Origin of the sequence: Corynebacterium bovis DSM 20582 = CIP 54.80 (assembly GCF_030408615.1) — a bacterium.
Taxonomy (GTDB): Bacteria; Actinomycetota; Actinomycetes; order Mycobacteriales; family Mycobacteriaceae; genus Corynebacterium; species Corynebacterium bovis.
The window spans coordinates 1,569,959-1,589,789 of sequence record NZ_CP047187.1; the positions used below are offsets into that span (position 1 = coordinate 1,569,959).

A 19,831-nucleotide genomic window follows, 5' to 3' on the forward strand; every position below is an offset into this window, starting at 1 on the left:
TCAGTCCTCCCGGACGATCTCCGGGTAGGTGCCGTCCCCGAGGTCCGGGTCCTCGAGCACCCCCTCGGGGTCGAGGAGCTGGACCGTCAACCCGTCCTCACGCATCCGTCGCATCCCCTCCAGGGTCATCGTGCGGGCGATCCGGTTGAACCGGTTGACCCGGTGGATGTCGATGCGCACCGTGTCCGTCCGGAACTCGTGCGTCTCGGCGGTGCGGAGGAAGACCTCGGCACCGTTGAAGTCCATGCTCCCCTGGAGGACGAACACGGTCACGTCGTCGACGACCTTGACGACGCGGACCGGCGCGCCGCCGAAGGTCTCCGCACTCATGAGGTGCATCCCGCCCTCGTGGGAGAACCGCTGGAAGACGAGCTTCCCGCGCTCGCTGTTGCCCTGGGCGTCGAGCCGCGGGGAGAACGTCGCGAGGCCCAGCTGCCCGGGGAGGGTGCCGAGCAGGCCGCCGGAGACCCCGGACTTCGCGGGGATGCCGACGGTCGCCATCCAGCGGCCCGCGGCGTCGTACATCCCGGCCGAGGACATGACGGCCTGGACGAGCTGCGCGACCCGGCGCTCGATGATCTGCTCACCGGTGACCGGCTGCACCCCGCCGTTGGCGAGCGTCGCCCCCATGACCGCGAGGTCGGACACCGTGACCATGACCGCGCACTGCCGCACGTAGCTCTCGACGGCGTCGCGGGCGGAGTCCCGGACGATCCCGTAACTGCGCAGCATGTAGGCGATGGCCATGTTGCGGTCGGAGGTCCCCAGCTCGGACTCGACGAGCCCCTCGTCGATCCGCAGCTCCCGGCCCGCGAGCCGGGAGTAGAACCGGCGCAGGGTCTCGGTCCGGTTCTCGACGGTGGCCTCCTCGCCGTCGATGACCTGGTTCACCGCGATCGCCCCCGCGTTGATCATCGGGTTCATCGGCCGCTTCGTCGCGTCGTCGAGGGACAGCTCGTTGAACGCCTCCCCCGACGGCTCCATGCCGACGATCTCCAGCAGCTTGTCCAGCCCGTGCTGCTCGAGGGCGAGCGCGTACGTGAACGCCTTCGAGATCGACTGCATGCTGAACTCGACGTCGTCGTCGCCGGCCGTGTAGAGGACACCGTTGATGGTGCACACCGCGGCCGCCAGCCGGTCGGTGGGGGCGTCGGCGAGGTCCGGGATGTAGTCCGCGACGGCTCCGGCGTCGCGGTCACGGACGTCGTCCAGCAGATCGTCGAGGTAGTCGGCGATGGGGGTCTTCACGGTGAGGGGCTCCTGTCCCGGTCCGGGCCGGGTCGTGTCGTCGGGGTCGGGGTCTGTCGGGGCGGGTCGGGCCCCGGGGTGTCCGGGGGTCCCGTTCCCGCGCCCCGGCCAGCCTAGCCGCCGCCGGCACCGACGCACACGGCGGATGCGGTGCGGGCGCACCCCCACCTCTATACTGCCCGTATGCTTTCGCCCCACCCGCTCCGCCGACGTCCCCGACGGCCGCGCCGGGCGCGCCGTGCCTGGCGGCGACCGGTCGCGGCGGTCGTCGCCCTCGCGACCGCCGTCGGTCTCGCGGCGTGCGTGACGAACCGGGAGGAGGGCAACCCCGCCGGGTGGACCGAGATCCTCCCCGCGACGGACCCGGCCCTCGCGGCCCTCGTCCCGCCGGACATCGCCGCCCGGGGCCGGATCACGGCGTCGACGAACCCGCCGTTCGCCCCGAACGAGTTCAAGGACTCCGACGGCCGGATCATCGGCTACGAGATCGACCTCATCCGGGCCGCCGCCTCCCTCCTCGGGCTCGACGTCGACATCCGGCAGCAGGACTTCAACCTCATCCTCCCGTCGATCACCGGAGGCACCGTCGACGTCGGGACGTCGGGCTTCACCGACACCCCGGAGCGGCGGACGTCCTTCGACTTCGTGGACTACTACACGTCCGGCATCGCGTGGGCGTCGCGGCCCGGCGTGACGGTCGACCCCGCCGACGCGTGCGGGGCGACCGTCGCCGTCCAGCAGGGCACGTACTCCGACACCGACGACGTCCGGGTGAAGTCCGACGCCTGCGAGGCCGCCGGCCGGCCGGCGATCCGCAAGCTCGTCTACGACACGTCGGACGGGGCGGCGATCGCCGCGCTGCTCGGCCGGGCCGACGCGGTGAGCGCCGACGCCCCGGTCGTCGACTACGCGGTCGCCCGGTCCGACGGGAAACTCGAACGGCGCGGGGACGTGTTCGACACCGCCCCCTACGGGTGGGCGGTCGCGAAGGACTCCCCGCTCGGCCCCGCGCTCGCCGCGGCGCTGCAGACACTCGTCGACTCCGGCGACTACCGGCGGATCCTCGCCCCGTGGGGCCTGACCGACGGCGCCCTCGACCGGGTCACGGTCAACGCTGAACCCTTCACCGCACCAAGGAAGGCAGGAACCTGATGTCTCCACAGGACACCAGCTCACACCAGTCGCGGGGCCGTCTCCGGCGACGTCCGGCCGACAACGAGGTCGTCCCCCTCCGCCACCCGGGCCGCTGGGTCGCCGCGGTCGTCCTGCTCGCCCTCGCGGCGTGGTTCGTCGTCGGGGCCGCGCGGAACGACGCCTACGGGTGGGACACGTACGCCCGCTACTTCCTCGACACCCGCATCGCCGTCGCCGCGCTCCACACGGTCGCGCTGACCGTGCTCGCGATGATCATCGGCGTCGTCCTCGGGGCGGTGCTCGCCGTCCTGCGCATGTCCCCGAACCCGGTCATGCGCGGGCTGTCCTGGCTCTACCTGTGGATCTTCCGGGGCACCCCGATCTACGTGCAGCTCGTCTTCTGGGGGCTGCTCGGGGCCATCTACCAGTCGATCAACCTGGGCTTCGCCGAGATCTCGCTGACGACGGTGCTGTCGAACATGTTCGCCCTCGCCGTCCTCGGCCTCGGGCTCAACGAGTCGGCGTACATGGCGGAGATCGTCCGCGCGGGCATCCAGGCGGTGCCGGAGGGGCAGTCCGAGGCGTCGAAGGCGCTGGGCATGAGCTGGTGGCAGAACATGCGCCGGACGGTCCTGCCCCAGGCGATGCGCATCATCCTGCCGCCGACGGGCAACGAGCTCATCAGCATGCTGAAGACGACGTCGCTCGTCATCGCGATGGGCTACGCCGCGGAGCTCAACGGCCGGCAGACGGACATCGCCAACAGTCTGTTCGAGCCGATCCCGCTGCTCCTCGTCGCCGCGACGTGGTACATCGCCGTGACCTCGGTCCTCATGATCGCCCAGCACTACCTCGAGGCCTACTACGCGCGGGGCTCCTCCCGCAGCCTCACCTCCCGGCAGCTCGCGACGCTCGCCGACGCGGAGGGCGTGCCCCCGCGCAACGTCACCGTCAGCGACAGCCCCGGCGGACAGTCAGACAAGGAGACCCGACGATGACCGGACCGACCCCCATGATCTCCGTCCGCGACGTGTGGAAGCGCTACGGCCGCCTCGACGTCCTCAAGGGCATCGACCTCGACGTGCCGGCGGGCAACGTGACGTGCCTCATCGGCCCGTCGGGCTCGGGGAAGTCCACGCTCCTGCGGTGCGTCAACCACCTCGAGCACGTCGACGCCGGCCGGATCGAGGTCGACGGCACACTCATCGGCTACGCCGAGCGCAACGGCCGCCTCCACGAGATCTCCGAGAAGGAGGCCGCCCGGCAGCGGGCCGGCATCGGGATGGTGTTCCAGAACTTCAACCTCTTCCCCCACCGCACGGTGCTCGGCAACATCACCGAGGCCCCCGTGCAGGTCGCCGGGGAGTCCCGGGAGGACGCCGAGGCCCACGCCCGTGAGCTCCTCGCCCGCGTCGGGCTCTCCGCGAAGGCGGACGCCTACCCGGTGCAGCTGTCCGGCGGCCAGCAGCAGCGGGTCGCCATCGCCCGCGCCCTCGCGATGCGTCCGAAGCTCATGCTGTTCGACGAGCCCACCTCCGCGCTCGACCCCGAGCTCGTCGGTGACGTGCTCGACGTCATGCGGGAACTCGCGGACGACGGCATGACCATGCTCGTCGTCACCCACGAGATCGGCTTCGCCCGCGAGGTGGCCGACACCGTCGCGTTCATGGACGGCGGCCGGGTCGTCGAGGTCGGCCCGCCGGCCCGGGTCGTCGACGACCCCACCGAGCCGCGCACGCGGGAGTTCCTCTCCAGCCTGCTCTGACGGGCCCCGGGGTCAGCCCCGGCGGACCTCGACGTGCCACGGGACCCGCGGCGCACCCGGGTCGTCCTGCACGTGGCGCAGGACCGGTTCCGCCGGCTGGTCGCCGCGGACGGTGAGCAGTTCGGCGACGTGCATCGTCAGGCCGCTCACCGAGCCGAGGTCGTACCGCCGGACCGTGAGCTCGATCCCCGTCACGGACGGCTCCCCCTCGACGTCCGCGGCGAACCGCTCCTCCCACACCGCCGTCAGTTCCGGGTCCGCGGGCAGGTCACGCCGCACCTCGACGTCGGCGTCGAGGTCGTCGCCGAGGGCGGCGACGAGCCGCCGGACGTCGTCGACAATGACCTCCTCCTGGTCGGGGGTGGCGAGGACACGGAACGCGATCACTGGCATGGGGCCAGTAAAGCACGCGACGGTGACGGCGGCTAGGCTCGATGACTGTGATTGGACGCACGCCGTACTCCCCCGCGCCCGTCCCGCCGCTGACGACGCTGCCCGACGGGACCATCAAACAGGTCAACCCGTTCTCCGGCACGGAGGTGTGGACGGTGCCCGGGCGCGCCCGCCAGCCGGTCCCGACACCCCCCGGCGACGTGCACGACGTCGACGACGCGCACCGCGACGCCGTCGACCAGTTCGGGCTCGACCGGATGCTCGAGACCCCGCCCGAGAAGGCGCGGCTCGTCATCGACTCCGACGGCCGCCCGCGCGTCCTGCGCGGCGTGCCCGTCGGGGAGCTGCGGGCGACGACCCCCCTGTTCCGCCGCGTCGCCAACCTCCACGAGATCCTCACCTACGACTACTGGCGGGTGAACTACGGCTACCGCATGAACCCCGCCGCGGCCCGGCACATGGCCGAGTACCTCGCCGACCCGGCCGGGCAGGACCACGTCGAGCAGGTGCTGCGGGCGCGGATGGCCTCGTCCGGGACCCCCGCCGGGGAGATCGACGGCCTCTTCGACGGGGAGCACCGGCACCAGACGCTCCACGACCGCGGCGCGGCGCTGTTCGCCGGCGGCCACGACGTCATCATCGCCCGCGACCACTACGTGCCCGGGGCGACCCGGAGCGACGAGCTCGCGGGCAGCGGCACCCTCTCCTGGGCCGACCACCGGCTGTTCATGAGCTTCACCGTCGACGGCATGGACCAGCTCTACCGGGCGAACCGGTACGTCCGCTACGTCGCCGCGTTCCAGAACTGGCTCGAACCCGCCGGGGCGGGCATCGAGCACCTCCACAAGCAGCTCGTCGCGATCGACGAGCACGGCCTGCAGAACGAGGTGGAGATCGCCCAGGTGCGGGCGAACCCGAACATGTACAACGAGTGGGCCGTCGACTACGCGATGCGCAACAACCTCGTCTTCGCGGAGAACGACCACGCGGTGGCGTTCGCCGGGTTCGGCCACCGCTACCCCACGCTCGAGGTGTTCTCCCGCTCGGCGACGACCGAGCCGTGGCTCATGACCGACGAGGAGCGCGACGCGGTCTCCGACCTCGTCCACGCCTGCCACATCGCCGCCGGGCCGCACATCCCGTCGAACGAGGAGTGGCTCCACCGGCCGCTCGACGTCGACGTGCCCATGCCCTGGCGCATCGTCATCAAGTGGCGCGTGTCCACCATGGCCGGCTTCGAGGGCGGGACGAAGATCTACCTCAACACCGTCTCCCCGGGGGACCTCAAGACCCGCGTCCTCGCCGAGCTCGAGGCCCGGCGGGACCGCCTCGCCCCCGGCGTGCGGCTCGGGGACGAGTGCGAGGTGCCCCGCAACAGCCTCCGCTACAACCCCGCGATCCGCTGACCGCCGGTCCGCTCCGGCCGGCCCCCGGTGCGGATCGGCAGTAGACTCGGCCGCATGACCACTTCCACATCATCTGTGTCAGACATCGCCACATTCGCCACCGACCACGGCGTCGACCTCGACTGGCTCGACGACGCGTACATCTGGCTCCACGAGCACCCCGAGCTCAGCGGGGAGGAGGAGAAGACCGCCGCCCAGCTGCTCGAGTGGCTCGACCGCTTCGACTGCGAGGTCACCAGCGGGATCGGCGGGCACGGCATCACCGCCGTGTGGCGCAACGGTGACGGTCCGACGGTCCTCATGCGCGCGGACTTCGACGCCCTGCCGGTCCAGGAGACCTCGGGCGTCGAGCACCCCTCGACGGTCGACGGGGTCATGCACGCCTGCGGCCACGACATGCACACCACCGCCCTGCTCGGCCTGTGCGCGGTCATGGACGCCCGGAAGGACGCGTGGTCCGGCACCTTCATCGCCCTGTTCCAGCCGGCGGAGGAGACGACGAGCGGCGCGTCGGCGATGGTCGAGGACGGTCTCGGGGACAAGATCCCCACCCCGGACGTCTGCCTCGGCCAGCACATCGTCCCGGGCCGCGCCGGCCAGGTCCTCAGCGGACCGGGCCCGGTCATGGCCGCGTGCGACTCGATGACGGTCACGCTCCACGGCCGGTCGGCGCACGCCTCGACGCCGCAGAACAGCATCGACCCCGGTTACCTCGCCGCGATGATCGTCGTGCGGCTCCAGGGCATCGTCGGCCGCGAGGTCGCGCCCGAGGAGTTCGCCGTCGTGTCCGTCGGCACCATCAGCGCCGGGCACTCGAACAACACCATCCCGGACACCGCGACCCTCGTCCTCAACTGCCGGTTCTACGACACCGAGGTCCGGGACCGTGTCTACCGGGCGATCGAGCGGGTCATCGAGGCCGAGTGCCGGGCGAGCGACTGCCCCAAGCCCGCGGACATCGAGTACTGGGCCCACGGCGAGCTCACCGACAACGACAACGGGGTGTACGAGCACGTCCGCCCGGTCTTCGACGAGCTCTTCGGCGACAACTCCGTCGACGCGACCCGGTGGGCGGCGTCCGAGGACTTCCCCGACATCCCCCGGCACTTCGACGTGCCCTACCTCTACTGGATGGTCACGGTGACCGACCCGGAGGTGTGGGACCGCGCGGTGGAGTCCGACTCGGTCGCCGAGGATGTCCCGACGAACCACTCCGGCAACTTCGCCCCCGCCGACGGGACCATCGACGTGACGGTCCGCGCGGCGATCGCGGGCGTGCTCAGCTACCTCTGGAAGGACTGAGCCCCCCGGGGCGGGCTGAAACGCCCGGCCCCGGCCCTCCGGCCCCGTCCCCCCGGGATCAGTTCCCGGTCGACGGGGCGGTCGTGTCCTCCCCGAGCAGGTGCACGTGGATCATGTTCGTGTTGCCCTGGATCCCGGGCGGGGTGCCGGCGACGACGACCATCATGTCGTCCCGCCGGAACCGGCCCTCGTCGAGGAGCACGCGGTCGACCTCGGAGATGATGGCGTCGGTCGTGTCGACCGTCTCGGTGAGGTACGTCTCGGCACCCCACGTGAGCGACAGCTGCGACCGGACCTCCGGGTGCGGCGTGAAGACGAGCAGCGGCAGGCGGGAGCGCAGCCGCGCGACGCGCTTGGCCGTGTCACCGGAGGACGTGAACGCGACGAGGGCGCGGGCGTTGAGCCGCTCGCCGATGTCCTTCGCCGCGTAGGAGATGACGCCGCGCTTCGTCCGCGGCATGTGCGACAGGGGCGGGACCTCGCCGTCGATCTCGGCGGCGGTGACGATCCGCGCCATCGTCTCGACGGTGGTCACCGGGTGCTTGCCGACGGACGTCTCCCCGGAGAGCATCACCGCGTCGGCACCGTCGAGGACGGCGTTGGCGACGTCGGAGGCCTCCGCGCGGGTCGGGCGGGAGTTCTCGATCATCGAGTCGAGCATCTGGGTCGCGACGATGACCGGCTTGGCGTTCTCGCGGGCGATCTGCACCGCGCGCTTCTGGACGAGCGGCACCTCCTCGAGCGGCACCTCGACGCCGAGGTCGCCGCGGGCGACCATGACGGCGTCGAAGGCGAGGATGATCGGCTCGAGCGCGTCGACGGCCTCCGGCTTCTCCAGCTTCGCGATGACCGGGACGCGGCGCCCGACCTCGTCCATGACCTCGTGGACGAGCTCGACGTCCGCGGGCGAGCGGACGAAGGACAGGGCGATGAAGTCGACCCCGAGGTTGAGGGCGAAGCGGAGGTCGTCGATGTCCTTCTCGGACAGCGCCGGCACGGAGATGTTCATCCCCGGCAGGGACACGCCCTTGTTGTTCGACACCGGGCCGCCCTCGACGACCTCGCAGACGACGTCGTCGCCGTCGACCTCCCGGCAGACGAGGCCGACCTTGCCGTCGTCGACGAGCAGCCGGTCCCCGGGGCGGGCGTCGCGGGCGAGGCCCTTGTACGTCGTCGAGACCCGGTCGTGCGTGCCCTTGACGTCCTCGACGGTGATGCGGACGGTCTCACCGGTCTCCCAGACCGTCGCACCGTCGACGAACCGGCCGAGGCGGATCTTCGGGCCCTGGAGGTCGGCGAGGATGCCCACGGCCGTCCCCGTCTCCTCGGAGGCCTCGCGGACCCAGCGGTAGTTCTGCTCGTGGTCGGCGTGGTCACCGTGGGAGAAGTTGAGCCGGGCGACGTTCATCCCGGCGTCGACGAGCCCCCGGATGTTCTCCTTGGAGGCCACCGCCGGGCCGAGCGTGCATACAATCTTGGTTCGTCTGTTCACGACTCCCGAGCGTACTCAGGGTCGCGCGGCCCCCGCCACCTCAGCCGGGCTCTCGCGCCGCCGGCCCCGGGTGAGGACGAGGAGCACGACGGCCACGACGAAGACCACGGCCGAGGTGACGTTGTTGATCCGCACCCCGCCGAGGACCGTCGTCGCCGGGTCGGACCGGATGAGCTCGATGAAGAACCGGCCGAACGTGTACCCCGCGACGTAGAGCATGAACACGCGTCCCCCGCCCATGCGGAACCGCCGGTCCGCCCACACGAGGAGGAGCACGACGGCGACGTTCCACACGATCTCGTAGAGGAACGTCGGCTGCACGGTGGCGATGACCTGCCCCGTCGAGTGGCCGTTCATCTGGTCCACCGCGCCGGTGTCGGTCACCCGGCGGTAGATCTCCAGCGCCCACGGGGACGACGACGGGCCGCCGTACAGCTCCTGGTTGAACCAGTTCCCCAACCGGCCGACGGCCTGGGCGAGGAGGATCGGCGGGGCGACGGCGTCGGCGAACGGCGCGAGGGGCAGCCGCTTCCACGCGAGCACCGCCCACACCGCGAGGCCGCCGGCGACGACGGCACCCCAGATGCCCAGACCGCCGTTCGTGATCTTCACCACGTCGACCCAGTCCCGGCCGGGACCGAAGTACTTCTCGTGGTCGGTGATGACGTGGTAGACCCGCCCGCCGACGATGCCGGCGGGGACGGCGGCGACCGCGGCGTCGATGACGGTCTCGGCCGACCCGCCGCGGGCGACGTACCGCCGCACGGTCCACGCGACGGCGACGACGATGCCGATGAGGATGCACACCGCGTACGCCCGCACCGGCAGCGGCCCGAGGGTCCACACCCCCTGCGGCGGCGACGGGATCGTGGCGTGGAGCGGCGCTGCCGCGACGGCCGTCACGGTCAGCTCCCCGGCCGGGTGCCGGAGCGCACCCCGTCGTGGAGGTCCCGCGCCAGGCTGTCGAGGCCCTCGGGCCCGTCGGCGGCCGCGCGGATGAGGGCCGAGCCGACGATGACCCCGTCGGCGTAGGCGGCGATCTCCGCCGCCTGCGCGCCGGTGCTCACCCCGATGCCGACGGCGACGGGCAGGTCGGTGACCGCGCGGACCCGCTCGACGAGCTCACGGGCACCGCCGGGGACGGAGTCCCGCGCGCCCGTGACCCCCATGTGCGAGGCCGCGTAGATGAACCCGCCGCCGGCGGCGACGATCGTCTCCAGCCGCTCGGGCGTCGTCGACGGGGCGACGAGGTACACGGGGTCGAGGTCGTTGTCCGCGCAGGCGGCGGCCCAGCGGCCCGCCTCCTCCGGCGGGAGGTCCGGGATGATCGACCCCAGGGCCCCGGCCTCCGCGATCTCCCGCGCGAGCCGCTCCGGGCCGTACTGCAGCACGGGGTTCCAGTACGTCATGATGACGCACCGGCCACCCGCCGCGGTGACCCGGCGGACGACGTCGACGGTGTCGGCGACGCGGAAGCCGTTGCCGAGCGCGGTGTCGGCGGCCTCCTGGATCGTCGGCCCGTCCATCATCGGGTCGGTGAACGGGATGCCGACCTCGATGAGGTCCGCGTGCGCCGCGAGGGTCGTCATGAGGTCGACGGACCGGTCGACCGTCGGGTACCCGGCGGGCAGGTAGCCGACGAACGCGGCCCGCCCCTCGTCGGTCGCCGCGCGGAAGATCCCGGCGAGCCGGCCGCTGCTCCTGGTCGTCGCCATCAGGCGTTGTCCTCCTTCGGGGTCATGTCGAACCACCGGGCGGCGGTGTCGACGTCCTTGTCCCCCCGGCCGGACAGGTTCACGATGATGACCGGCTTCTCCCCCGCCGCCGTCCGGGTGCCGTCGGCGAACTGCGCCGCGACCGTCCGGGCCGCGGCGACGGCGTGGGCGGACTCGATGGCCGGGATGATGCCCTCGGTGAGGCTGAGGGTGCGGAAGGCCTCCATCGCCTCGGTGTCCGTGACGGCGAGGTACTCGGCCCTCCCCTCGGCCGCGAGGGCGGAGTGCTCCGGCCCGACGCCCGGGTAGTCCAGGCCCGCCGAGATGGAGTGGGAGTCCGTGATCTGGCCGTCCTCGTCCTGCATGAGGTCGGAGTACGCGCCCTGGAACACGCCCTTGCGCCCCACGGTGATCGGCGCGGCGTGCCGTCCGGTCTCCACCCCGTCACCGGCGGCCTCCGCGCCGACGAGGGCGACGGACTCGTCCGTGATGAAGCGGTGGAACAGGCCGATGGCGTTCGACCCGCCACCGACGCACGCGACGACGGCGTCCGGGAGCCGGCCCTCCTGCTCGAGGATCTGCTGCCGGGCCTCCGCCCCGATGACCCGCTGCAGGTCACGCACCATCTGCGGGAAGGGGTGCGGGCCGGCGGCCGTCCCGAAGCAGTAGTAGGTGTCGTCCTCGTGGGCCACCCAGTAGCGCATCGCCTCGTTGATCGCGTCCTTGAGGGTGCGCGACCCGATGTCGACGACGACGACCTCCGCCCCGAGGAGACGCATCCGCGCGATGTTCAACGCCTGACGCGTGGCGTCGACCTCCCCCATGTAGATGCGGCACCCGATACCGAGCAGCGCGCAGGCCGTGGCCGTCGCGACGCCGTGCTGGCCCGCCCCCGTCTCGGCGATGACGCGGCGCTTGCCCATCCGCTGCGCGAGGAGCACCTGCCCGAGGACGTTGTTGATCTTGTGGGAGCCGGTGTGGTTGAGGTCCTCCCGCTTGAGGTAGACCGTCGCCCCGACCTCGGCGGAGAAGCGGTCGGCCCGGTACAGCGGGGACGGCCGGCCGGTGTACGTGCGGTGGAGGTCGTCCAGCCGCTCGAGGTACGCGGGGTCGGCCTTCGCCTTCGCCCAGGCGTCGGTGATGTCCTCGATGACGGCCATGAGGCCCTCGGGGATGTACCGCCCCCCGTACTCCCCCCAGTGACCGTGGTCGTCGCAGTCGTGGGCCGTCGGGACGGCCAGGGTCTCACCGGCGCTCGGGATGCTGTGGGTATTCACACCCGGCCACTCTACTGGACGTCCTCCGAGCGGGGACAGGACGGGTGCCCGCCCGCGACGACGAGCGACCGGCAGGCCTGCCCCGGACTCGACGCGGTGACGAGCCCCTCCCCGACGAGCACGGCGTCGGCCCCGGCGGCCGCGTAGGCGATGAGGTCCCGCTTGTCCCGCACCCCGGACTCCGCGACCTTGACGGTGTCCGCCGGCAGGTGCGGGGCGATCCGGGTGAAGACGTCGTTGTCGACCTCGAGGGTCTTGAGGTTGCGGGCGTTGACCCCGATGACCTTCGCCCCCGCGGCGACGGCCCGCTCGGCCTCCTCCACCGTGTGCACCTCGACGAGCGCGGTCATGCCGAGCGACTCGGTGCGGTCGAGGAGGGACTCCAGGCGGTCCTGGTCGAGGGCGGCGACGATGAGCAGGATCATGTCGGCGCCGTGCGCGCGGGCCTCGTGGATCTGGTACGGGGTGACCATGAAGTCCTTGCGGAGGACCGGGACGTCCACGGCCGCCCGGACCGCGTCGAGGTCCGCGAGGGAGCCGTGGAACCGCCGCTGCTCGGTGAGGCAGCTGATGACGGCCGCGCCGTTGGCGGCGTACGCCCGGGCGAGGACGTCGGGCTCGGGGATGTCGGCGAGGTGCCCCTTCGACGGGCTGGCCCGCTTCACCTCGGCGATGACACTGACATTGGGGCCGCTCAGTGCGGCACGGGCGTCGAGGGGGGCGGGCACGTCGAGCGACCTCGCCTTGATCTCCCGGTACGGGGTCTCGGCCTCGCGCTCGGCGGTGTCCTCCAGGACGCCGGCGATGATCTCGTCGAGAACTGTCGCCATGGGTGGCTCCTCAGGAACGGTGACGGTGACCTGTCAGACATTAATAGCCCGGCCCCGTCACCGTGCAATCGGCCCGTCCCCCTCCGGGTCCGTGCCGGTCGCCGTGCCGGTCCCGGTGCCGGTCGCGGTGCCGTCGTCGGGGTCACGGTCCGTCGGGTCGACGCCGGCGTCCAGCGCGTCCCACAGCACCCGTCCCGACCGCGGGTTGGCCTCGAGGTCCTCCTCCACCGCCTGCCGGCGCGCCTCCGGCGTCTCGTACCGGGAGTGCCCGGCGGACACGGTCCCCGGCCGCATCATGAGCAGGATCCCGCCGACGACGCCCACCGCCGCGGCGAGGATCGCCAACGCCACCGGCAGGTGGTGCACCTCGGCGGAGCTCACCTGCGCCCAGTCGGAGATCTGGTCGGGGGCCGACTGCTTCTGCGTCGCCGCCCCCGACGACAGCAGGCGGCGCGTCCGCTCGAGGTCGACGCCGCCGGTGAGCAGCATCACCGGGGGCAGCGCGGCGAGGGCCGCCAACGCCGCGGCGACGACACCGAGGACCCGGCGGACCCGCGGCCCCGTGGCCCAGCTGAGGATCATCGCGGCGAGGATCGCCAGGGCCAACGGCGTGACCGCCGGGTGGTACACCGCCCCGACGACGTCCTTGACCGTCCCGCCCGACTTGTCGTCCTCGACGACGGCGGTGACCCACGTCAGCCGCCCCGCCCCCCAGAGCACCGCCGCGCTGACGACGGCGAGGATCAGTGCCGTCGCCCGCCCGCCCGGTCGACGTCGTCCGGTCTCCGCTGGTGTCGCGCTCATTCACTGTCTCCGTCCGTGTCGGCCCTGCCGTCGTCGTCCGCCGCGCGGTGCCTGCCGGCCCCGCCGGGTGCCGCGGGCCGCATCGTCTCCGCCGCCGCGACCGCGCGGAGGACGGCCGCCGCCTTGGCCTGCGTCTCGTCGTCCTCGGCCTCCGGGTCGGAGTCGGCGACGATGCCGCCGCCCGCCTGGACGTACACCGTACCTCCCCGGTACACCCCCGTGCGGATCGCGATGGCCTGGTCGGTGTTGCCGCTGAAGTCGAAGTAGCCCACCGTGCCGCCGTAGACCCCGCGCCGGGTGTCCTCGAGGCGGTCGATGATCGCGAGCGCCGAGGGCTTCGGCGCCCCGGAGAGCGTGCCCGCCGGGAACGTCGCGGCGAACGCGTCGACCGCCGTCCGACCCTCCGACAGCCGGCCGGTGACCTCCGACACGAGGTGCATGATCGCGCTGTAGCGCTCGACGTGCCGGAAGTCGTTGACCTCGACGGTCCCCGGGTCGCACACCCGCCCGAGGTCGTTGCGCCCGAGGTCGACGAGCATGAGGTGCTCGGAGTTCTCCTTGGCGTCCCCGCGGAGCTCCTTCTCCAGCAGCTGGTCCTCCTCGTAGCTGCGGCCGCGCGGACGCGAGCCCGCGATGGGGAACGTCGTCACCCGCCGGTCCTTCACCGCGACGAGCGACTCCGGGGAGCTGCCGATGATCTGGAACGCCGTCGTCGAGAACGAGTCGTCCGGGATGTTGAGGATGTACATGTACGGGCTCGGGTTGGACACCCGCAGCATCCGGTAGATGTCCGTGCCGGGCACGTCGGTGTCCATCTCGAAGCGCTGCGACAGGACGATCTGGAAGGCGTCGCCCGCCCGGATGTGCTCCCGGCACCGCTCGATCCGCTCCATGTGGTCGGCCCGCGTGCGCTGGCGGCGCGGCTGCGGGGTCGGCCGGTCGAACGTCGTGATCTCCAGCGGCGACGGTCGGGAGAGCAGGGCGGCCATGTCGTCGAGGGCGGCGACGGCCTCGTCGTACGCCCGGTCGACACCCTCGTCCGTGTTGTTCCGGTTCACCGCCGAGGCGATGAGGTGGATCGTGCCCTCGTGGTGGTCGACGACCGCCATGCGGTCGACGAGGAGCTGGACCATGTCCGGCACGCCGAGGTCGTCCTCGCACGTGTCCGGCAGGTCCTCGAGGGACCGGACGATGTCGTGGCCCATGTAGCCGACGAGCCCGGAGGTCAGCGGCGGCATCCCCTCCACGGGGGCGGTGTGCAGCGCCGCGAGGGTCGCGCGGACCGCCTCCAGCGGCGGGAGGCCGTCCGGCACGTCGACCGGCGGCTCCCCGGTCCACCGGGTCACCGACCCCTCGGCGACGAGCGCCGCCCGGGAGCCCGCGCCGATGAAGGAGTACCGCGACCACGACTGCCCGTTCGGGGCGGACTCGAGCAGGAACGTCCCGGGCCGGTCCGCGGCGAGGGAGGTGTACGCGCTGAGGGCCGTCTCCCCGTCCGCGAGGACGGTGCGGACGACGGGGACGACGCGGTGGTGGCGCGCGAGCCTCCGGAACGTCTCCCGGTCCGTCGTCACGCCGCTGTCGGCCTCCGGGTGCTGGTCGCGGGTCATCGCGGGCTCCTTTCGTGGAGAGGTGGGACCGGCCGGCTCAGAGCAGCCGGTCGGCGTCGAAACACGTGTGGTCCCCCGTGTGGCAGGCCCCGCCGGTCTGGTCGACGCGGAGCAGCACGGTGTCCCCGTCGCAGTCCAGGCGCACCTCGCGGACGGCCTGGGTGTGACCGCTGGTCAGGCCCTTGACCCAGTACTCGCCGCGGGACCGGGACCAGTACGTCCCCCGCCGGGTGGCGAGGGTGTGGGCGAGCGCGTGCTCGTCCATCCACGCCATCATGAGCACGTCCCCCGTCGCGTACTCCTGCACGACCGCGGGGACGAGGCCGTCGGCCGTGAACCGCACGCGCGCGGCGATCTCCGGGTCGAGGTCGTAGGCGGCCGGGTCGGTCGTCCCGCTCACCGCCGCACCTCGAGACCCGCCTGCGCCATCGCGTCCTTGATCTCGCCGACGGTCGTGTCCCCGAAGTGGAGGATCGACGCCGCGAGCACCGCGTCCGCACCGGCGGCGACGGCGGGCGGCATGTGGGCGGCCTCGCCCGCCCCGCCCGACGCGATGACGGGGACGGTCACCGCCGCGCGGACCGCGCGGATGAGCTCGAGGTCGAAGCCCTGCCGCGTGCCGTCACCGTCCATCGAGTTGAGGAGGATCTCCCCGACGCCCAGCTCCTCGCCCCGGCGGGCCCACTCGACCGCGTCGAGCCCCGCCGACCGCGTCCCGCCGTGCGTCGTCACCTCGAAACCGGAGGGTTGCGGGTCGCCGCCGGCGGGCACCCGGCGGGCGTCGACGGACAGGACGACGCACTGCGCGCCGAACCGCCGGGACAGCTCCGACAGGAGCTCCGGGCGGGCGACGGCCGCGGAGTTCACCGAGACCTTGTCGGCACCGGCGCGGAGGAGGGCGTCGACGTCCTCGGCCGACCGCACACCCCCGCCGACGGTGAGGGGGATGAAGACCTGGTCGGCCGTGCGCCGGACGACGTCGAGCATCGTCCCGCGGCCCTCCGTCGACGCGGAGACGTCGAGGAAGGTCAGTTCGTCGGCCCCGTCGGCGTCGTAGCGCGCGGCGAGCTCGACCGGGTCCCCGGCGTCCCGGAGACCGGTGAAGTTCACACCCTTGACGACGCGCCCGCCGTCGACGTCGAGGCAGGGGATGACCCGGACGGCGAGACTCACGCGATGCCCCCTCTCTCCATGATCTCCTGCGCGGTCCGCGCAGCGGTCCCGATGGGGACGTTCCGGATGTGCTCGAGCAACGTCGCGTGCACCTCGGGCTCGCCCGCGACGAGGCCGGAGACCCCGGGACGCCACGGGTTGCCGGCGAAGTCCGTCGCGACGCCCCCGGCCTCCCGGACCATGAGGATGCCCGCGCAGTTGTCCCACAGGTTCGGGCTGAAGGTCACGGTCCCGCCGAAGATCCCGGCCGCCGTGAACGCCAGGTCGATGCCGACCGACCCGGTGACCCGCATCCGCGGGTACGACCGCCCGATCTCGTTGAGCATGTCCTGCCGGTAGGAGATCGGCAGGTTGCCCCGGCGCTGGGAGAGGATCGACCCGAAGCTGATCTGGGTGACCCCCGGGTCCGACGGGGGCATGGGGCGGGCAGGGTGGCCGTCGACGAACAGGCCGTGCCCCTTCCGGGCCGTGATCCGCTTGCCGAGCAGCGGCATCTCCGCCACGGCGACGAGCGCCTCGCCCCGGTGGACGAGCGAGACGAGGATGCAGCAGAACGGGTTGCCGACGGCGTAGTTCGCGGTGCCGTCGATGGGGTCGACGACCCACGTCGTCTCCGGCAGTTCGGCGTCGTTCGCGCGGCGGCGGGGGCCGTCGAGCCCGTCGGCCATGTCGTCGGTCGGGTTCCACTCCGTGGGCTCCGCGCCCGGCCGGACCGTCCCGAACTCCTCCCCGTGGACGGGCAGGCCGGTGTAGCGGGTGAGCAGGGTCCGCAGCTGCCGTTCGACGTCGAGGTCCGCCTCGGTGGCGAAGTCCCCCGGGCTCTTGATGACGTCCGGGTCGGCGCCGACGGCCGCGGAGAACGTCGTCTCCGCCTCGTCGACCGCCGCCTCGGCGATGGCGAGCAGGGCGCGGGTGTCGAGGTCAGCGGTGTCGGTCACCGGTCCTCACCGCCGTCCCCGCGCGCGGCGGCGAGCGCCTCACGCAACGTGAAGCGGCCGGCGTACAGCGCCTTGCCGACGATCGCGGAGTCCACGCCCTCGTCGACGACGGCCGCGAGCGCCCGGATGTCGTCGAGCCCCGCGATCCCGCCCGACGCGACGACCGGGGCGTCGGTCGCCGCGGCGACGTCGCGGAGCAGGTCGATGTTCGGCCCGCTGAGCATCCCGTCCCGGCTGACGTCGGTGACGACGAAGCGGGAGCAGCCCTGCGCGTCGAGCCGCTCGAGCACCTCCCACAGGTCGCCCCCGTCCGAGACCCAGCCCCGGCCGCGGAGCCGCCACTCGCCGTCGACCTCCCGGGTGTCGAGCCCGACGGCGACGCGGTCGCCGTACCGCGCGATGACCCGCTCGCACCACTCCGGGTCCTCCAGCGCCGCCGTGCCGATGTTCACCCGGCGGCAGCCGGTCGACAGCGCCCGCTCGAGGGAGGCGTCGTCCCGGATCCCGCCGGACAGCTCGACGTCGACGTCGAGGCGGCCGACGACGTCGGCGAGGAGCTCGAAGTTGCTCCCGCGGCCGAAGGCGGCGTCGAGGTCGACGAGATGGATCCACTCCGCCCCGTCGTTCTGCCACTCCAGGGCGGCGTCGAGCGGGGCACCGTAGGCGGTCTCACTGCCGGCGGCACCCTGGACGAGCCGGACCGCCCGGCCTTCGGCGACGTCAACGGCGGGGAGGAGAGTGAGTGTCATGGGACGTATCCTATCGTCTCGGGAGGTGGGGGTGGGTCAGCGACCGTGCAGCTCACGGAGCCAGTTGCGCAGGACGGCCGCGCCGACGTCGCCGGACTTCTCCGGGTGGAACTGCGTCGCCCACAACGGGCCGTTCTCCACCGCGGCGACGAACCGGCTGCGGCCGTACTCCGACCACGTGACCAGCGGCGCCTCGGTGCGCCCGTTCGTCACGAGCTCCCAGCGGCGCACCCCGAACCCGTGGACGAAGTAGACCCGGTCGTCCGGCGCGAGGCCGGCGAACATCCGTGAGCCCGCGGGGACGTCGAGGGTGTTCCAGCCCATGTGCGGCAGGACGTCGGCGTCGAGCCTCTCGACCGTTCCCGGCCACTCGCCGCACCCGGCGGCGTCCTCGCCGAACTCCACCCCGCGCTCGAAGAGGACCTGCATCCCGACGCACACGCCGAACACCGGGCGGCCGCCGGCGAGCCGCTGGCCGATGAGCCGGTCGCCGTGGACCGCCCGCAGCCCCTCCATGCACGCGGCGAACGCCCCGACGCCCGGCACGAACAACCCGTCGGCGGCGAGGACCGTGTCCGGGTCGGCCGTGACCGTGACGTCGGCACCGGCCCGTTCGAGCGCCCGGTGCGCGGACCGGACGTTGCCGGAGCCGTAGTCGAGCAGGGCGACGGTGGGCGACGGTGACGGTGGCGACTGTGGCGCGGACATGTGCGGGATTCTACTGTGACCCGTGCCGCTCCGGCAGATCGGGGGTCGGCCGTGCCCGGCGCATCCGGTGCCGGCCCAGCACCCGGTCGAGGACGAGGGCGACGCCGCCCGTCGCGACGAGCACCGCCGCCGCGAGGAACCCGCCCGGGTACCCCGCCAGGGAGACCACCGCCCCGAGGACGACGGCGCCGATCCCCGTGCCCGAGTCGAAGGACATGTTCCACACCGCCGACGCCTCCGACACCTTCGCCGCCGGGAGCCGGTGGAACATCATGAGCAGCGAGTCCGTCTGCAGCACGCCGAATCCCCCGCCGAAGAGCACGGCGGCGACGAGCACGCACGCGACGAGCACCGCCCCGTGCGGCCCCGTGGCCAGCGTGCCCGCGACGACGACGAGCCCCAGCACCCCGGCCGCCTGGCCGTACGGGGCCAGGTGCCCGGGCTCGCCGACCCGGTCGGCCCACCAGCCGCTCACGAGCCGCATGCCCAGCTGCGCCGCGCCGATGACGGAGAGGGTCACCCCCGCGACCGTCGTCGCCGCGACCGGGTCGATCCGCCCGACCGCCGGCGCGGTGAACGTCGACAACGCACCGAAACCCATCGCGATCGTGCACATGCCGAACGCGGGGACCGCGACGAGGTGCCACGTCGGCACCGCCCCGCGGTCGGCCGCCTCCGCGGCGGTCTCCCGCGGCGCCGGCCGGATGAGCGGCACCCACAGCGCGGCGACCGCGCCGACCACCGACACCGCCGCGGCGACGACCCACACGGCCCCGCCGAGCTGCACTCCGAGCGGGAACCCCACGAGCTCCGCCACGCCGATGACCGCGCCGAAGATCCCGCTCGACCGGCCGAGCAGCCGCGCGGGGACGAGCTCGGCGAGCAGCGCGGACTCCGCCACGGTGACCGACCCGAACCCCACCCCGCGCACCACGGCGACGACGAGCACCGTCACCGGGTCGAGCGACAGGAGGTGGACGAGCGCCGGCAGCCCGAGGAACAGCCCCGCCCCGCACATGACGGGGAAGTAGCCGACGCGCCGGAGGACCCGGGGCGTCACCGCCTGGGTGAGGACCGTCGACGCCATGAACGCCCCGGTCGCCAGCCCGGCGGCCCCGTCGCTCCCCCCGGCGCGGATGACCTCGAGCGGGACGACGGGCATGAGCAGCGCCCACCCGCCGAAGGCGCAGAACACCGACACGAGCGTCGCGACGAACCCCGGGGCCTGCCACACCGAGCCGATCCGGTCGAGCTCCGAGCGGTCCAGTCCCCTGCGCAGCACGCGCA

General features: G+C 72.8%; 20 protein-coding genes. 5 read left to right on the forward strand and 15 right to left on the reverse strand.

Features of this window, described 5'->3' with window-relative positions; genetic code table 11:
- A complete protein-coding gene (locus tag CBOVI_RS06315; RefSeq protein WP_010264876.1) occupies positions 1 to 1,248 on the reverse strand; it encodes a glutaminase in 1,248 nt (415 codons plus the stop codon).
- A 183-nt stretch (positions 1,249 to 1,431) separates the two neighbouring features.
- Between CBOVI_RS06315 and CBOVI_RS06320 the strand changes: the two genes are divergently transcribed.
- The 3 genes from CBOVI_RS06320 to CBOVI_RS06330 are packed head-to-tail and all read left to right on the forward strand — an operon-like array spanning position 1,432 to position 4,147.
- Positions 1,432 to 2,400: an ABC transporter substrate-binding protein gene (locus CBOVI_RS06320; RefSeq protein ID WP_083825968.1), complete on the forward strand. Its 969-nt coding sequence runs from the start codon at positions 1,432 to 1,434 to the stop codon at positions 2,398 to 2,400.
- Entirely contained in the window at positions 2,400 to 3,380 is a 981-nt protein-coding gene (locus CBOVI_RS06325; RefSeq protein ID WP_010264868.1) for an amino acid ABC transporter permease, read from the forward strand. Before CBOVI_RS06320 ends, CBOVI_RS06325 begins: the two co-directional genes overlap by 1 nt.
- A complete protein-coding gene (locus tag CBOVI_RS06330) occupies positions 3,377 to 4,147 on the forward strand; it encodes an amino acid ABC transporter ATP-binding protein (RefSeq protein ID WP_010264864.1) in 771 nt (256 codons plus the stop codon). The genes CBOVI_RS06325 and CBOVI_RS06330 overlap by 4 nt, the downstream gene beginning before the upstream one ends.
- A gap of 12 nt (positions 4,148 to 4,159) precedes the next feature.
- Here the strand turns inward: CBOVI_RS06330 and CBOVI_RS06335 are convergent, their stop codons facing one another.
- Positions 4,160 to 4,540 carry a hypothetical protein gene (locus CBOVI_RS06335; RefSeq protein ID WP_029157691.1) on the reverse strand — a complete coding sequence of 127 codons (381 nt, stop codon included), beginning with the start codon at positions 4,538 to 4,540 and terminating at the stop codon, positions 4,160 to 4,162.
- Positions 4,541 to 4,581: 41 nt separating this feature from the next.
- Between CBOVI_RS06335 and CBOVI_RS06340 the strand changes: the two genes are divergently transcribed.
- Entirely contained in the window at positions 4,582 to 5,946 is a 1,365-nt protein-coding gene (locus CBOVI_RS06340; protein WP_043360480.1) for a DUF4921 family protein, read from the forward strand.
- Positions 5,947 to 6,000: 54 nt separating this feature from the next.
- Entirely contained in the window at positions 6,001 to 7,248 is a 1,248-nt protein-coding gene (locus tag CBOVI_RS06345) for an amidohydrolase (RefSeq protein ID WP_083825967.1), read from the forward strand.
- Between the two features lie 58 nt (positions 7,249 to 7,306).
- Here the strand turns inward: CBOVI_RS06345 and pyk are convergent, their stop codons facing one another.
- The 13 genes from pyk to CBOVI_RS06410 are packed head-to-tail and all read right to left on the reverse strand — an operon-like array spanning position 7,307 to position 19,826.
- The gene (gene pyk, locus CBOVI_RS06350) at positions 7,307 to 8,740 is read right to left on the reverse strand and encodes a pyruvate kinase (RefSeq protein WP_029157690.1); all 1,434 of its coding nucleotides are present in this window, start codon (positions 8,738 to 8,740) and stop codon (positions 7,307 to 7,309) included.
- Positions 8,741 to 8,755: 15 nt separating this feature from the next.
- On the reverse strand, positions 8,756 to 9,643 hold the full coding sequence (gene lgt, locus CBOVI_RS06355; protein WP_010264847.1) for a prolipoprotein diacylglyceryl transferase: 888 nt from the start codon (positions 9,641 to 9,643) through the stop codon (positions 8,756 to 8,758).
- A gap of 2 nt (positions 9,644 to 9,645) precedes the next feature.
- Positions 9,646 to 10,455 carry a tryptophan synthase subunit alpha gene (gene trpA, locus CBOVI_RS06360; protein WP_010264843.1) on the reverse strand — a complete coding sequence of 270 codons (810 nt, stop codon included), beginning with the start codon at positions 10,453 to 10,455 and terminating at the stop codon, positions 9,646 to 9,648.
- Positions 10,455 to 11,732 (reverse strand): tryptophan synthase subunit beta, encoded by a 1,278-nt coding sequence (gene trpB, locus CBOVI_RS06365; RefSeq protein ID WP_010264839.1) that lies wholly within the window; start codon positions 11,730 to 11,732, stop codon positions 10,455 to 10,457. The genes trpA and trpB overlap by 1 nt, the downstream gene beginning before the upstream one ends.
- 11 nt (positions 11,733 to 11,743) lie before the next feature.
- A complete protein-coding gene (gene trpC / locus CBOVI_RS06370) occupies positions 11,744 to 12,562 on the reverse strand; it encodes an indole-3-glycerol phosphate synthase TrpC (RefSeq protein ID WP_010264835.1) in 819 nt (272 codons plus the stop codon).
- A gap of 57 nt (positions 12,563 to 12,619) precedes the next feature.
- A complete protein-coding gene (locus CBOVI_RS06375; RefSeq protein ID WP_010264831.1) occupies positions 12,620 to 13,366 on the reverse strand; it encodes a TIGR02234 family membrane protein in 747 nt (248 codons plus the stop codon).
- Positions 13,363 to 14,976: an anthranilate synthase component I gene (locus tag CBOVI_RS06380; protein ID WP_010264827.1), complete on the reverse strand. Its 1,614-nt coding sequence runs from the start codon at positions 14,974 to 14,976 to the stop codon at positions 13,363 to 13,365. The genes CBOVI_RS06375 and CBOVI_RS06380 overlap by 4 nt, the downstream gene beginning before the upstream one ends.
- 37 nt (positions 14,977 to 15,013) lie before the next feature.
- Positions 15,014 to 15,376 (reverse strand): phosphoribosyl-AMP cyclohydrolase, encoded by a 363-nt coding sequence (hisI, locus tag CBOVI_RS06385; protein WP_010264822.1) that lies wholly within the window; start codon positions 15,374 to 15,376, stop codon positions 15,014 to 15,016.
- Entirely contained in the window at positions 15,373 to 16,149 is a 777-nt protein-coding gene (gene hisF, locus CBOVI_RS06390; RefSeq protein ID WP_010264819.1) for an imidazole glycerol phosphate synthase subunit HisF, read from the reverse strand. Before hisF ends, hisI begins: the two co-directional genes overlap by 4 nt.
- Positions 16,146 to 17,087: an inositol monophosphatase family protein gene (locus CBOVI_RS06395; protein ID WP_010264816.1), complete on the reverse strand. Its 942-nt coding sequence runs from the start codon at positions 17,085 to 17,087 to the stop codon at positions 16,146 to 16,148. Before CBOVI_RS06395 ends, hisF begins: the two co-directional genes overlap by 4 nt.
- Positions 17,084 to 17,836 carry a bifunctional 1-(5-phosphoribosyl)-5-((5-phosphoribosylamino)methylideneamino)imidazole-4-carboxamide isomerase/phosphoribosylanthranilate isomerase PriA gene (gene priA, locus CBOVI_RS06400; protein ID WP_010264812.1) on the reverse strand — a complete coding sequence of 251 codons (753 nt, stop codon included), beginning with the start codon at positions 17,834 to 17,836 and terminating at the stop codon, positions 17,084 to 17,086. The genes CBOVI_RS06395 and priA overlap by 4 nt, the downstream gene beginning before the upstream one ends.
- A gap of 36 nt (positions 17,837 to 17,872) precedes the next feature.
- Positions 17,873 to 18,544, reverse strand: coding sequence for an imidazole glycerol phosphate synthase subunit HisH (hisH, locus tag CBOVI_RS06405; RefSeq protein ID WP_010264809.1), 672 nt, complete (start codon positions 18,542 to 18,544; stop codon positions 17,873 to 17,875).
- 10 nt (positions 18,545 to 18,554) lie between these two features.
- Positions 18,555 to 19,826 carry an MFS transporter gene (locus CBOVI_RS06410; protein ID WP_232625895.1) on the reverse strand — a complete coding sequence of 424 codons (1,272 nt, stop codon included), beginning with the start codon at positions 19,824 to 19,826 and terminating at the stop codon, positions 18,555 to 18,557.
- Positions 19,827 to 19,831 lie beyond the last annotated feature (5 nt).